15 protein-coding genes are annotated in these 14,680 nt (G+C 43.3%); 11 read left to right on the forward strand and 4 right to left on the reverse strand.

All coding sequences use genetic code 11. From position 1 onward, the window contains the following. Nucleotides 1-67: 67 nt before the first annotated feature. The 8 genes from yknW to lepB all read left to right on the forward strand — a co-directional run bounded on the left by yknW (nt 68) and on the right by lepB (nt 8,369). Nucleotides 68-763, forward strand: coding sequence for a toxin SDP protection protein YknW (yknW, locus tag MKX38_RS07670; RefSeq protein WP_014479677.1), 696 nt, complete (start codon nt 68-70; stop codon nt 761-763). 4 nt (nt 764-767) lie between these two features. Beyond that, the gene (locus tag MKX38_RS07675; protein ID WP_029317740.1) at nt 768-1,901 is read left to right on the forward strand and encodes an efflux RND transporter periplasmic adaptor subunit; all 1,134 of its coding nucleotides are present in this window, start codon (nt 768-770) and stop codon (nt 1,899-1,901) included. After that, entirely contained in the window at nt 1,902-2,594 is a 693-nt protein-coding gene (gene yknY / locus MKX38_RS07680; protein WP_003232356.1) for an ABC transporter ATP-binding protein YknY, read from the forward strand. Beyond that, nucleotides 2,591-3,784 (forward strand): sporulation-delaying-protein transporter subunit SkiZ, encoded by a 1,194-nt coding sequence (skiZ, locus tag MKX38_RS07685; protein WP_015252177.1) that lies wholly within the window; start codon nt 2,591-2,593, stop codon nt 3,782-3,784. The genes yknY and skiZ overlap by 4 nt, the downstream gene beginning before the upstream one ends. A 279-nt stretch (nt 3,785-4,063) precedes the next feature. Continuing rightward, nucleotides 4,064-4,819: a DeoR/GlpR family DNA-binding transcription regulator gene (locus tag MKX38_RS07690; protein WP_014476685.1), complete on the forward strand. Its 756-nt coding sequence runs from the start codon at nt 4,064-4,066 to the stop codon at nt 4,817-4,819. After that, nucleotides 4,816-5,727, forward strand: coding sequence for a 1-phosphofructokinase (gene pfkB, locus MKX38_RS07695; RefSeq protein ID WP_033883800.1), 912 nt, complete (start codon nt 4,816-4,818; stop codon nt 5,725-5,727). Before MKX38_RS07690 ends, pfkB begins: the two co-directional genes overlap by 4 nt. 14 nt (nt 5,728-5,741) lie before the next feature. Beyond that, the gene (locus MKX38_RS07700; RefSeq protein ID WP_319620614.1) at nt 5,742-7,643 is read left to right on the forward strand and encodes a fructose-specific PTS transporter subunit EIIC; all 1,902 of its coding nucleotides are present in this window, start codon (nt 5,742-5,744) and stop codon (nt 7,641-7,643) included. Between the two features lie 144 nt (nt 7,644-7,787). Further along, entirely contained in the window at nt 7,788-8,369 is a 582-nt protein-coding gene (gene lepB / locus MKX38_RS07705; RefSeq protein WP_003232348.1) for a signal peptidase I, read from the forward strand. A gap of 33 nt (nt 8,370-8,402) precedes the next feature. On the opposite strand, the gene MKX38_RS07710 is transcribed toward lepB, so the two are convergent. Then, on the reverse strand, nt 8,403-8,672 hold the full coding sequence (locus MKX38_RS07710) for a hypothetical protein (protein WP_003232345.1): 270 nt from the start codon (nt 8,670-8,672) through the stop codon (nt 8,403-8,405). 180 nt (nt 8,673-8,852) lie between these two features. On the opposite strand from MKX38_RS07710, the gene MKX38_RS07715 reads away from it, so the two are divergent. Both MKX38_RS07715 and MKX38_RS07720 read left to right on the forward strand, forming a co-directional pair. Next, on the forward strand, nt 8,853-10,475 hold the full coding sequence (locus MKX38_RS07715) for an ATP-binding cassette domain-containing protein (RefSeq protein WP_003232344.1): 1,623 nt from the start codon (nt 8,853-8,855) through the stop codon (nt 10,473-10,475). A gap of 56 nt (nt 10,476-10,531) precedes the next feature. Further along, complete coding sequence (locus MKX38_RS07720; protein WP_038427635.1) at nt 10,532-11,443, forward strand: ketopantoate reductase family protein; 912 nt, start codon at nt 10,532-10,534, stop codon at nt 11,441-11,443. A gap of 33 nt (nt 11,444-11,476) precedes the next feature. Here MKX38_RS07720 and MKX38_RS07725 read toward each other — a convergent pair whose 3' ends face one another. From MKX38_RS07725 to mreBH, 3 genes are all read right to left on the reverse strand, one after another. Beyond that, nucleotides 11,477-12,709, reverse strand: coding sequence for an aminopeptidase (locus MKX38_RS07725; RefSeq protein ID WP_003232341.1), 1,233 nt, complete (start codon nt 12,707-12,709; stop codon nt 11,477-11,479). Between the two features lie 108 nt (nt 12,710-12,817). Next, on the reverse strand, nt 12,818-12,952 hold the full coding sequence (locus MKX38_RS07730; protein WP_003238865.1) for a protein YkpC: 135 nt from the start codon (nt 12,950-12,952) through the stop codon (nt 12,818-12,820). 100 nt (nt 12,953-13,052) lie between these two features. Then, the gene (mreBH, locus tag MKX38_RS07735; protein ID WP_003245743.1) at nt 13,053-14,060 is read right to left on the reverse strand and encodes a cell shape-determining protein MreBH; all 1,008 of its coding nucleotides are present in this window, start codon (nt 14,058-14,060) and stop codon (nt 13,053-13,055) included. Nucleotides 14,061-14,343: 283 nt separating this feature from the next. Here mreBH and abhA point away from each other — a divergent pair, with 283 nt between their 5' ends. Next, nucleotides 14,344-14,622: a transcriptional regulator AbhA gene (gene abhA / locus MKX38_RS07740; protein ID WP_003244728.1), complete on the forward strand. Its 279-nt coding sequence runs from the start codon at nt 14,344-14,346 to the stop codon at nt 14,620-14,622. Nucleotides 14,623-14,680 lie beyond the last annotated feature (58 nt).

Below are 14,680 nucleotides of genomic sequence, written 5' to 3' on the forward strand. Positions count from 1 at the left end.
GAAAAACATGAAACTTTTTGATATCCTTCCCGTACTATTTGTTAGATATTCTCAAGGAGGTTTTGAAATGGAAACGAATGTAGAAAAAAACAGCGGAACGGCGACTGAAAAGCCTTCACTTTTCGGAGTAATCACAAGTCCGTCCGTTCAATTTGAAAGAATAAGAGAAAGGCCGGCTGTATGGGGACCGCTTTTGATTGTTGCAGCAATTATCATCGTCGGTGCCGTGCTACAATCACTCGGTACGGATTATAGTGAGCTTTTGAAAAGCCAGGATACGCAAGGGCTATCTGCTGAACAAATGGAAACTGTCGCAACAATAACCAAATTTGGCGGAATGGCAGGCGCTATTATCGGCGGTATCGCAGCATTATTTATTGCCCCTCTTATTTATTGGCTCTGTGTAAAAATATCAGGCGGAGTTACGACATATAAAAAAATGCTTTCTCTCGGTCTGTTTGTCTCTTTAATTAGCAGTCTCGGATTATTGGTTAATGGAATCGTTGCTTTTACGACTGACGTGAATCCTCTTTACAGCACGACGTCACTGGCAGGGATTATCCCATCTGACGGGGCTCTTGCCAGCGTGTTAAATACCTTTGAAATTTTCAGCATCTGGAGCTTTGTATTATTAGCAATCGGACTTCACAAAACGGGAGGCATCTCCAAAAAAGCCGGGTGGATTTCAGCAATCATTCTATTCGGAATTTTAGTTGTATTTTCGCTTTTTTCAGGTTTAATCAATTCTGTGGCGGGTGCATAAGCTCATGAAAAAAGTCTGGATCGGAATTGGAATCGCAGTTATAGTCGCTCTTTTTGTTGGAATCAATATATACCGGTCTGCCGCTCCAACAAGCGGCAGCGCCGGCAAGGAGATACAGGCGGGGAGCGTTGAAGAAAATGAAATCTCATCAACGGTTATGGTTCCTGGCACGCTAAAATTTTCAAATGAACAGTATGTCTTTTATGAAGCTGATAAAGGGACATTAGAAGACATTAAAGTAAAGGAAGGCGATAAAGTTAAAAAGGGCACGCCTTTAGTCACCTATACAAATGAGCAGCTGAGCCTGGAAAAAGAACAGAACCAGTTAACGTCTGAATCCAATCGGCTTCAAATTGACCAAATTCAAGAAAAGTTAAAAGCCTTAGACAGCAAAGAAAGAGAACTGGAAAAACAGGTAGGAAAGAAAGAAGCAGAAAAACAAATCGAATCTGAACGAACAGAGCTTCAAATGCAGAAAAAAACAGCGGAGATCGAATTAAAACAAACCGAGCTTCAGCGACAGTCACTTGCCAACCGGGTATCAGATCTTGAAGTGAAAAGCGAAATTGAAGGCACCGTTATTTCTGTCAACCAAGAGGCGGCATCCAAAAAGTCAGATATTCAAGAGCCTGTCATACATATCGGCAACCCAAAAGACCTTGTCGTCTCAGGGAAATTGTCTGAATACGATACATTGAAAGTCAAAAAAGGCCAGAAGGTCACACTCACTTCAGATGTAATACAGGGTAAAACATGGAAAGGCACGGTTTCCGCAGTCGGGCTTGTTCCGGATCAGCAGGAGAGCGCTGCGGCACAAGGAACAGAACAGGCGGTCCAATACCCGCTTCAAGTGAAAATAAAAGGAAATCTTCCAGAAGGAAAGCCAGGCTTTAAATTTATCATGAATATTGAAACAGATAAACGGAAAGCAAATACGCTTCCTTCAAAGGCAGTCAAAAAAGAAGATGACCAATATTATGTGTATACAGTAAAAGACGGAAAAGCAAAGCGAGTTGATGTCAAAATCGGCGAAGTGACAGATGACCTGACAGAAATTAAAGAGGGGCTTACCCAAGATGATCAAGTCATTTTGAATCCATCTGATCAGGTGACTGACGGAATGGAAGTGAAATCTTAAATGATTCAGCTTTCTAATGTGCGAAAAAGCTACCAGATCGGAAAGGAAACGTTTGATGTTCTCCATTCTATTGATTTGGACATTCATCAAGGTGAATATGTCTCGATTATGGGGCCGTCAGGATCAGGAAAATCGACGATCATGAATATTATCGGCTGTCTTGATCGGCCGACTTCCGGTACATATCAATTGGACGGCGAAGACATTTCTTCATATAAAGATAAAGAACTGGCGGCAGTCCGTAACCGGTCCATCGGTTTTGTATTTCAGCAATTTCAGCTTCTTCCGCGGCTGAACGCAAAAAAAAATGTCGAGCTGCCGATGATTTATTCCGGGATAGGCAAAAAGGAACGTCAAGAGCGGGCTGAGAGAGCATTGGAAAAGGTCGGGTTAGCCGATCGAATGCTCCACATGCCCAACGAGCTGTCGGGCGGGCAGAAGCAGCGGGTGGCGATTGCGAGGGCGATCGTGAATGAGCCGAAATTGATTTTAGCTGATGAACCGACCGGCGCCCTGGATACGAAAACAAGCGAGGCGATTATGGATCAGTTTACAGCATTAAATGCCGAGGGAACGACAATCGTTCTGGTTACTCACGAGCCTGAAGTAGCAGATTGCACGAATCGGATCGTCATGGTGCGTGACGGAAACATTGTTCCTGCCAGCTCCGGACAAAGGAGTGTGGGAGAATGAGCCTGTTAGAAAACATCAGAATGGCTCTAAGCTCTGTCCTTGCCCATAAAATGCGTTCGATCTTAACGATGCTCGGCATTATCATTGGTGTAGGCTCTGTCATTGTTGTCGTTGCGGTAGGACAGGGCGGCGAGCAAATGCTGAAGCAGTCGATCAGCGGCCCGGGAAATACTGTGGAGCTGTACTATATGCCTAGCGACGAGGAGCTTGCAAGCAACCCGAACGCCGCAGCTGAATCTACGTTTACAGAAAACGATATTAAAGGTTTAAAAGGAATAGAAGGCATTAAACAAGTCGTTGCTTCGACTTCTGAAAGTATGAAAGCGCGTTATCACGAAGAAGAAACCGATGCTACGGTTAACGGAATAAATGATGGATACATGAATGTCAATTCTTTAGAAATCGAAAGCGGCAGAACATTTACCGACAATGACTTTCTCGCGGGGAATAGAGCCGGAATCATCTCTCAAAAGATGGCTGAAGAACTGTTCGATAAAACCTCCCCTTTAGGTGAAGTTGTCTGGATAAACGGACAGCCCGTTGAAATTATCGGTGTGCTGAAAAAAGAAACAGGCTTGCTTTCTTTCGGTTTAAGTGAAATGTATGTGCCATTTAATATGATGAAATCCTCTTTTGGCACAAGTGATTTCAGTAACGTATCATTGCAGGTCGAATCAGCAGACGACATAAAATCGGCAGGAAAAGAAGCAGCACAGCTGGTAAATGACAATCATGGCACAGAGGATTCGTATCAAGTGATGAACATGGAAGAGATTGCGGCTGGAATTGGCAAGGTAACGGCAATTATGACGACGATTATCGGCTCAATTGCAGGTATTTCCCTTTTGGTCGGCGGAATCGGTGTCATGAATATCATGCTCGTATCAGTCACAGAACGGACACGGGAAATTGGAATCAGAAAATCCCTCGGTGCGACGAGGGGACAGATTCTGACTCAGTTTTTAATTGAGTCAGTCGTATTGACGCTAATTGGCGGTCTGGTCGGGATTGGTATTGGATACGGAGGGGCCGCGCTTGTTTCAGCCATTGCGGGCTGGCCGTCACTCATATCCTGGCAGGTTGTATGCGGGGGCGTGCTGTTCAGTATGCTCATTGGTGTTATTTTCGGCATGCTACCTGCAAATAAAGCTGCAAAGCTTGATCCCATTGAAGCGCTGCGTTATGAGTAGCCTCATGCAACATGCATGAGGTTTTTTTATGTTTAGTGATTTCTACTATGAATATAAAAGACTTTTTTCATTAAAATAAGAAGAAAATGTCGTACAATTGTCCTTATTTTTGTCGAATTTACAGTTTACAAACCCTATAGACATACGTTAATATGGAGAAACGTGAAAGATTTTGATAGTTATTGAATGAATTTGAATGATTTTAGTTGCCTAAACCGAAAATAGCGTTTACAATGAAATTGTATTCAAAATGAATACGTTTTCATTAGGAGGTGAAGCATGCTAACTCCTGAACGGCATCAATTGATTATTGATCAAATAGAAAAGCATGATGTGGTAAAGATTCAAGAGCTTATAAATCTGACTAATGCTTCTGAATCAACAATCAGAAGAGATTTATCGACACTTGAAGAACGCGGTTTTTTAAAGCGCGTTCATGGTGGAGCGGCCAAGCTTTCCGATATCAGACTTGAACCCGATATGCTTGAAAAATCATCCAAAAACCTTCACGATAAACTGAAGATTGCTGAAAAAGCAGCTTCTCTTTTAGAAGAAGGGGATTGCATTTACCTTGATGCAGGCACGACGACATTGCACATGATTGATTTTATGGATAAAACCAAAGATATTGTCGTTGTCACAAACGGGGTAATGCATATCGATGCATTAATAAGGAAAGAAATTTCTTTTTATCTGCTTGGAGGATACGTAAAGCACAGAACGGGCGCGATTATTGGAGGCGCTTCATTGATTGCCATGGACCAGTACAGATTTGACAAGAGTTTTCTGGGGACAAACGGTGTCCATACAGAGGCTGGATTTACAACGCCGGACCCTGATGAGGCCCTTTTAAAACAGAAAGCGATCAAACAGGCAAAACACGCTTACGTCTTAGCAGACCCTTCGAAGTTCGGAGAAATTTCATTTTCGGCATTCGCCGGAATAGGCGACGCAACAATCATTACGACTGACGCTGAAGAGCTTACATTCGATAATTACCAAGAAAAAACTGTCGTAAAGGTAGTGAAACCATGATTTACACTGTAACACTTAATCCATCTGTCGATTATATAGTTCACGTTGAAGATTTTTCTGTAGGAGGCCTGAACCGTTCTTCGTATGATACCAAGTATCCAGGGGGCAAAGGCATCAACGTATCGAGACTGCTGAAAAGACACCATGTGGCGTCTAAAGCGCTCGGATTCGTCGGCGGATTTACCGGAGAATATATCAAAACATTTTTACGGGAAGAAAACCTGGAAACAGCTTTTTCTGAAGTGAAAGGGGATACCCGTATCAATGTAAAGCTGAAAACTGGTGATGAAACTGAAATTAACGGGCAGGGACCGACAATTTCGGATGAAGATTTCAAAGCCTTTTTAGAACAGTTCCAATCTTTGCAAGAGGGAGATATCGTCGTTCTTGCAGGAAGCATTCCATCTTCACTCCCTCACGATACTTATGAAAAAATCGCAGAGGCCTGCAAACAGCAGAACGCACGAGTTGTTCTGGATATCTCAGGCGAGGCTCTTTTGAAAGCAACAGAAATGAAACCATTTTTGATGAAGCCAAATCATCATGAGCTTGGAGAAATGTTCGGCACGGCCATTACATCTGTTGAGGAAGCCGTTCCTTATGGGAAAAAGCTTGTAGAACAAGGCGCTGAACATGTAATCGTATCAATGGCCGGAGACGGAGCGCTTCTGTTTACGAACGAAGCTGTTTATTTTGCTAACGTGCCAAAGGGGAAATTGGTAAACTCAGTCGGAGCAGGGGATTCCGTTGTTGCAGGTTTCCTTGCCGGAATTTCCAAACAGCTGCCGCTTGAAGAAGCATTCCGCTTAGGAGTTACTTCAGGCAGTGCTACCGCGTTCTCTGAAGAACTTGGAACAGAAGAATTTGTCCAGCAGCTTCTTCCTGAAGTTAAGGTCACACGTCTATAGAGGAGGAAACACAAGTGAAAATAACTGAGCTTTTAACGAAGCATACGATAAAGCTTAATATTGAGAGCAAAGAAAAAGAAAATGTTATTGACGAAATGGTCACTGTTCTTGATAAGGCAGGAAAGTTAAATGACCGACAAGCCTATAAAGAAGCCATTTTAAATCGCGAAAGCCAAAGCTCCACGGGTATCGGTGAAGGAATCGCTATTCCCCATGCGAAAACGGCAAGCGTTATCAACCCGGCGATCGCGTTCGGACGTTCAAAAGACGGCGTCGATTATGAATCATTAGACGGCCAGCCGGCTCACTTAGTGTTCATGATCGCGGCGACTGAAGGCGCAAACAACACTCACCTTGAAGCATTGTCAAGACTTTCAACGCTGTTAATGCGTGAAGAAATCCGTAAGCAGCTCCTTGAAGCTGAGTCTGAAGATGCCATCATCGACATTATTAATCAGCACGATAAAGATGATGACGAAGAGGAAGAAGAAGCGGCACCAGCACCTGCCGGAAAAGGAAAAATTTTAGCGGTTACTGCATGTCCGACAGGTATTGCCCATACATTCATGGCTGCGGATGCCCTTAAAGAAAAAGCGAAAGAGCTTGGTGTGGAAATTAAGGTCGAAACAAATGGGTCAAGCGGCATTAAGCACAAGCTCACTGCCCAAGAAATCGAAGATGCACCTGCAATCATTGTCGCAGCGGACAAGCAGGTTGAAATGGAACGTTTTAAAGGCAAGCGCGTACTTCAAGTTCCTGTAACGGCGGGTATCAGACGTCCGCAAGAGCTTATCGAAAAAGCGATGAATCAAGATGCGCCGATTTATCAAGGCAGCGGCGGCGGTTCAGCAGCTTCAAACGATGATGAAGAAGCGAAAGGCAAGTCTGGAAGCGGTATCGGAAACACGTTTTATAAGCACCTGATGAGCGGTGTCAGCAACATGCTTCCGTTCGTAGTCGGCGGCGGTATTCTCGTTGCGATTTCATTCTTCTGGGGAATTCACTCTGCTGATCCGAATGATCCTAGCTACAACACGTTTGCAGCAGCATTAAACTTTATCGGCGGCGACAATGCATTAAAACTGATTGTTGCAGTTCTGGCCGGTTTCATTGCGATGAGTATTGCAGATCGTCCTGGTTTTGCGCCTGGTATGGTCGGCGGATTTATGGCTACTCAAGCGAATGCTGGATTCTTAGGCGGCTTAATTGCCGGATTCCTTGCCGGTTATGTCGTGATTTTACTGAAAAAAGTATTTACGTTTATCCCTCAGTCACTTGATGGATTAAAACCTGTTTTGATTTACCCGCTGTTCGGTATTTTTATCACTGGCGTATTAATGCAATTTGTCGTCAATACACCTGTAGCGGCATTTATGAATTTCTTAACAAACTGGCTTGAAAGCCTTGGTACTGGAAACCTTGTGTTAATGGGTATTATCTTGGGCGGCATGATGGCGATCGATATGGGTGGCCCGCTTAATAAAGCAGCCTTTACGTTCGGTATCGCCATGATCGATGCAGGCAACTATGCGCCTCATGCAGCAATCATGGCCGGCGGTATGGTTCCTCCGCTTGGTATCGCACTTGCAACAACCATTTTCAGAAACAAATTCACTCAGCGTGACCGTGAAGCTGGTATTACATGCTATTTCATGGGAGCTGCTTTCGTAACAGAGGGAGCGATCCCATTTGCTGCGGCTGATCCGCTTCGCGTCATACCAGCTGCTGTAGTCGGTGCAGCTGTTGCCGGCGGATTAACTGAATTCTTCCGAGTAACGCTTCCGGCGCCTCATGGAGGAGTATTCGTAGCTTTCATTACAAACCATCCGATGCTTTACCTTTTAAGTATCGTGATCGGTGCTGTCGTGATGGCAATTATCCTCGGTATCGTCAAAAAACCTGTTACAGAAAAATAAGAAAAAAAGCGTCCTTGGTTCGAAAGGACGCTTTTTCTTATCCGGCCGGCAGGGAGCGCGGTTAAGTTATGTATTTTATTCTTTTTTATGATAAAGTAAAAGAAGAGAAACAACTGACATAGCAATTGTCTAGGAGGAAACACTTTGACCGAGGAAAAAAATACGAATACTGAGAAAACGGCGAAGAAAAAAACCAATACGTACCTGGAATGGGGTAAAGCGATTGTCATCGCTGTTCTGCTGGCTCTCCTGATCCGTCACTTTTTGTTTGAACCGTATTTAGTTGAAGGTTCATCTATGTATCCCACATTACATGACGGAGAAAGGCTGTTTGTGAATAAAACAGTCAACTATATCGGCGAGCTGAAGCGCGGAGATATCGTTATTATCAACGGTGAAACTTCTAAAATCCATTATGTAAAAAGATTGATCGGAAAGCCTGGAGAAACCGTTCAAATGAAGGATGACACGCTTTATATAAACGGTAAAAAAGTAGCCGAGCCTTACTTGTCTAAAAACAAGAAGGAAGCAGAAAAACTTGGTGTCAGTCTGACAGGAGACTTTGGACCGGTTAAGGTTCCGAAAGGCAAATACTTTGTCATGGGAGATAACCGGCTGAATTCTATGGACAGCCGAAACGGGCTGGGACTGATCGCGGAAGATCGAATTGTCGGCACATCGAAGTTTGTCTTTTTCCCGTTTAACGAAATGCGTCAAACAAAATAAAAACGCCTTGCTGGCCTAGGACAGCAGGCGTTTTTATTTTGAAAAAGAAGCGACCAATGCAATGCATAAAACCGTGATGAACACTGAACCGATAATAGCTAGCACACTGAAGAAAAGGTGAACCTGTTTGTTCTCTTTTCCGCGCTTTTCTAAAAGCCGTTTAGAAAAGATGTGCGAAAATATGTAAATAAGGGCTATGCCTATATATAAGCCGATATCTTTGGCGGTAAAGCCTGTTACGGCAAGGTAAAAGCCCGTAAAAAAGATCAGTAAGCAATATTCAGTAAGTGTTAAAAGCCTCAACGTGTTCCTCCATGAGAGTGTGTAATTTTCCGAGCGGATGCATTCTCTCTCTTTAATTGTAACACAGCTGGCTGGTTTAGGTGTATAAGTGTTTTCTCTCTGTTTTATCAGGGAATCATTTCTCTTGCCCTGCATTCATGGTATACTTTTATTGATGATAGACATGATGGAGGATAATAAATGATTGCTGTAAATAATGTAAGCTTGCGGTTTGCGGATCGCAAGTTATTTGAAGATGTTAATATTAAATTTACCCCAGGCAACTGCTATGGGTTAATTGGTGCAAACGGTGCCGGTAAATCAACGTTTCTAAAGGTGCTGTCAGGCGAAATCGAGCCTCAGACAGGCGACGTGCATATGAGTCCTGGCGAGCGTCTTGCCGTCTTGAAGCAGAACCATTTTGAGTACGAAGAGTATGAAGTGCTGAAAGTGGTCATTATGGGCCACAAACGCCTGTATGAAGTCATGCAGGAGAAAGACGCTATTTACATGAAGCCTGATTTCTCAGATGAGGATGGGATTCGTGCTGCTGAGCTAGAAGGTGAATTCGCGGAACTGAACGGTTGGGAAGCGGAAAGTGAAGCTGCGATCCTGTTAAAAGGCCTTGGTATCTCAGAAGATCTGCACACAAAAAAGATGGCAGACCTCGGCGGTTCGGAGAAGGTAAAAGTTCTCTTGGCACAGGCATTATTCGGCAAGCCGGATGTTCTGCTCCTCGATGAGCCGACGAACCACTTGGACCTTCAGGCAATCCAGTGGCTTGAAGAGTTTCTGATTAACTTTGAAAACACAGTTATTGTCGTATCCCATGACCGTCACTTCTTAAATAAAGTATGTACGCACATTGCCGACCTTGATTTTAACAAAATTCAAATCTATGTCGGAAACTATGATTTCTGGTACGAGTCAAGCCAACTGGCGTTAAAGCTTTCTCAAGAAGCGAACAAGAAAAAAGAAGAGCAGATTAAACAGCTTCAAGAGTTTGTCGCTAGATTCAGCGCCAATGCGTCTAAATCTAAGCAGGCTACATCAAGAAAGAAACTTCTCGAAAAAATCACGCTGGATGATATTAAACCGTCTTCCCGCCGCTATCCTTATGTTAACTTCACGCCGGAACGGGAAATCGGAAATGATGTTCTTCGCGTGGAAGGCTTAACAAAAACAATCGATGGCGTAAAGGTGCTTGACAATGTCAGCTTTATTATGAATCGAGAAGATAAAATTGCTTTCACAGGCCGAAATGAACTTGCTGTTACTACGCTGTTTAAAATCATTTCCGGGGAAATGGAAGCTGACAGCGGAACGTTTAAATGGGGTGTTACCACATCTCAAGCGTATTTTCCAAAAGACAACAGCGAATATTTCGAAGGCAGTGATCTGAACCTTGTAGACTGGCTTCGCCAATATTCTCCGCACGACCAAAGTGAGAGCTTTTTACGCGGTTTCTTAGGACGCATGCTGTTCTCTGGAGAAGAAGTCCACAAAAAAGCAAATGTACTTTCCGGGGGAGAAAAGGTCCGCTGTATGCTGTCGAAAGCGATGCTTTCTGGCGCCAATATTTTAATTTTGGATGAGCCGACTAACCATTTAGACCTGGAGTCCATTACAGCGCTCAATAACGGCTTAATCAGCTTTAAAGGCGCTATGCTGTTTACTTCCCATGACCATCAGTTTGTGCAGACCATTGCCAACAGAATTATAGAAATTACACCTAACGGCATCGTCGATAAGCAAATGAGCTATGACGAGTTCCTTGAAAATGCTGATGTGCAGAAAAAATTGACTGAACTATACGCGGAATAAAAAAGCAGAGATTTCTCTGCTTTTTTTGATACCTAAATATGAAAGGAGATCACAACATGAAATTTTTGGTTGTCGGAGCAGGTGGAGTAGGTGGGTATATTGGCGGACGGCTTTCGGAGAAAGGAAATGATGTGACATTTCTCGTGCGCCAAAAACGAGCTGAGCAGCTTAAAAAAACCGGGCTTGTCATCCATAGTGAAAAAGGGAATGTATCATTTCAGCCCGAACTAATCAGTGCCGGAGAAACAGGGCAATTTGATGTCGTTATCATTGCTTCTAAAGCATACTCGCTTGGTCAAGTGATAGAGGATGTCAAACCATTTATCCATCAGGAATCTGTCATTATCCCTTTTTTAAATGGGTACCGCCACTATGAGCAGCTATTTGCGGCATTTTCAAAAGAACAGGTGCTGGGCGGCCTGTGTTTTATAGAAAGTGCTTTAGACAACAAAGGAGAAATTCATCATACGAGCGCATCGCATCGTTTTGTATTTGGAGAATGGAACGGCGAGCGTACGGAGCGGATAAGAGCGCTTGAAGAGGCATTTTCAGGTGTGAAGGCTGAAGTCATCATTAGCGGGCATATCGAGAAGGACATTTGGAAAAAGTATCTCTTTATTGCAGCGCAAGCGGGGATCACAACGTTATTTCAACGACCGCTTGGCCCAATCCTCGCCACAGAAGCCGGACGTCACACGGCCCAAACTCTTATTGGGGAAATTTGCGCTGTTTTACGAAAAGAAGGTGTTCCGGCTGATCCGGATCTTGAGGAAGAGAGCTTTCGTACGATGACCAGCATGTCTTACCATATGAAGTCCTCCATGCTTCGGGATATGGAAAACGGCCAAACGACTGAAGGAGACCACCTGCATGGATTTTTGCTTGAAAAAGCAAAACGTTTATCTCTCGCTGCACCAGTATTAGAAACCGTTTATGCGAATCTGCAAATGTATGAAGCAGAAAAATAAAAAAAGGAGGCGGAAAAGCCTCCTTTTATTTACTTAAAAAGCCCAATTTCCGTTTCTGAAGATAGGCTCTCTTTTCCCGTCTGCCGTAATTCCGTCAATATTCATATCCTTAGAACCGATCATAAAGTCCACGTGTGTAATGCTTTCATTTAGGCCTTCTTTGACAAGCTCTTCACGAGACATCTGCTTTCCGCCTTCAATATTAAAGGCATAGGCGCTTCCGATCGCCAAATGATTTGACGCGTTTTCATCAAACAGCGTGTTATAGAAAAGAATGTTTGATTGTGATATAGGTGAATCGTAAGGAACAAGTGCCACTTCACCTAAATAGTGAGAACCTTCATCTGTTTCCACCAGTTCTTTTAAAATATCCTCACCTTTTTCAGCTTTAATGTCGACTATACGGCCATTTTCAAACGTCAGGGTGAAATTTTCAATAATATTTCCGCCGTAGCTTAATGGTTTTGTGCTTGATACCACTCCGTCAACCCCGTCTTTTTGCGGCAGCGTGAACACTTCTTCTGTCGGCATATTGGCCATAAACTCATGGCCGCTTTCATTCACGCTTCCCGCACCTGCCCAAACATGCTTCCTAGGCAGCTTAATTGTTAAATCAGTTCCTTCAGCTTGATAATGTAAGGCAGCGTAATGTCTCTCGTTCAAATGGTCAACTTTTTCATGAAGATTCTGGTCATGATTGATCCACGCCTGAACCGGGTTGTCTTCATTTACGCGCGTCGCTTTAAAAATTTCTTCCCACAGAAGGTGGATCGCTTCCTCCTCTGATTTGCCAGGAAACACCTTGTGAGCCCAGCCTGCTGATGCCGCACCTACGACAGTCCAGCTGACTTTGTCTGATTGAATATATTGTCTGTATGTATGTAATGCTTTGCCTGCTGCTTTTTGGAATGCCGCAATCCGTTTGGAATCTATACCTTTTAGCAAGTCTGGGTTTGACGACACAACAGAAATGAAAGCAGCTCCATTTTTGGCAAGCTCTTCTCTGCCTTTTGCTTCCCATTCAGGATATTCTTCAAATGCTTCAAACGGCGCAAGTTCGTATTTTAATTTGGCGACTTCGTCATCCTGCCAATTCACGGTGACGTTTTTTGCGCCCTTTTCATATGCATGTTTTACAATTAAACGGACAAAATCCCGGACGTCTGTTGAAGCATTTACGACTACATACTGGCCTTTTTGGACATTAACGCCGACTTCTACCGCCAGCTGTGCATATGTATTTAATTTCTGTGAAAATGAATCCATGAATCATTCCTCCAAGCTTTTTTCTCATCATATCAAATATGATCCTATAAAGGAAAGAAGGAGCCCAAAGTGAAAAACCCAAAACGACACGTCTTGGGTTTTTCAATATTATGGATGATTCAGTTTTACAGTGCCGCCTGCAGGCGAATGGGGCATATTTGCCAAAGAAATGCTCATGCCTCCAAGAATAATTCCGCTTAAAATGGCTGCGATCGCTACTCTTCTTCCTAAATCTCTTAGCATCTGTTTCCTCCTTAACGTTTCTCCATTTCCCACAATATGAAGGAAGTGAGGAAAAAAGAAGCAAGAAATTTGCCGCGTGTGAGAATTTTGCGGGTAAAGACTATTTAATTGCCTTTTGCAGCTTATCAATCACTTCTAAAGAACGGCCTGTGCCGATTGCTACAGATTCAAGCGGGTTTTGCGCCACGTGTACAGGCACGACAATCTCTTCTGTGAGCCATTCTTTAATTCCATTAAGGAGCGCGCCGCCGCCTGTTAAAATAACGCCGCGATCAACAATATCTCCGCTCAATTCAGGCGGACAGTCCTCAAGTGTCGCTCTGATGGCTTCAAGAATATGCAGGAGGGATTCACGCATTGCATCTTGAATTTCGTTGGATTGAAGCATAATGGTTTTTGGAAGACCTGTCACGAGGTCACGTCCCCGAATTTCCATTGCCTCTGGTATATGTTCAATCAGAGCATGGCCAATTTCCATTTTTACCTGCTCAGCTGTGCGTTCGCCGATCAGCAAATTGTATTTTTTACGGACGAAAGAAACGATATCCTCATCAAGCTGGTCTCCGCCGATCCTGATAGAATGGCAGGAAACAACGCCACCGAAGGAAATAATAGCGACCTCTGTCGTCCCTCCGCCGATATCTACTACCACATTGGCAACCGGCTCATCAACCGGTAAATCCGCTCCGATGGCGGCTGCAACTGGCTCTTCGATTAAATGAACGTTTTTCGCGCCGCAATTTTTCACCGCATCACTGATGGCGCGGCGTTCTACTGCTGTTGAGCCTGATGGTGTGCAAACGACTACGTTCGGTTTTCTGAACGACATGCCGATGCTTTTTGCGGCTTTTTTCATAATGTGCTTTAGCAGGTCAGTTGTCATATCATAGTCTGCGATCACGCCATCTTTCATCGGTCTGACAGCGACAATTTTTCCTGGTGTTTTACCGATCATGTTTTTCGCGTCAGCTCCGATTGCAAGCACTGCTTTTGTCGTCGTATCCACTGCGACAACAGATGGTTCATTTAGGATAATCCCTTTATTTTTGCTGTAAACAAGTATATTAGCTGTTCCTAAGTCAATCCCGATTTCAGTTGATTGAAACATGTTTTCACCCAATCTTTATCCTAATTTAATATGATTCTACATTTAAAGTTTCTCAGAAATACTGCGATTTTTGGGGGTGTGTGTCGGTAAAGAAATGTTTTTGTAAAAAATCAAGGAACTGTGTAACAGAAGTAATACATTTTTCGGTTTTATGGAAAAAATATCTTGTAATTCTTATAGAAAGCGGGAAACTTTTTCAAAGTTTCATTCGTCTACGATATATTGAGGTACATCCTTAAAACATTACATGAGAAAAGAAACATTTAAAGGAAGAAGGGTTTTTATGAAATCAATAGGTGTTGTGAGAAAAGTAGATGAATTAGGCCGCATTGTCATGCCGATTGAGTTGAGACGGGCATTGGATATTGCCATAAAAGACAGCATTGAGTTTTTTGTTGACGGAGATAAAATTATCTTGAAAAAGTACAAACCTCATGGCGTTTGTTTAATGACTGGAGAAATCACTTCAGAAAATAAAGAATACGGCAACGGTAAAATTACGCTAAGCCCTGAGGGTGCACAGCTGCTTCTCGAAGAAATTCAAGCCGCTTTAAAAGAATAAAATTATGCTAAAAAAGGCGGAGCGATATCATCTCCGCCTTTTTTGCGTATCAATTTTT

The organism is Bacillus sp. FSL M8-0025 (assembly GCF_037975475.1).
Taxonomy (GTDB): domain Bacteria; phylum Bacillota; class Bacilli; order Bacillales; family Bacillaceae; genus Bacillus; species Bacillus subtilis.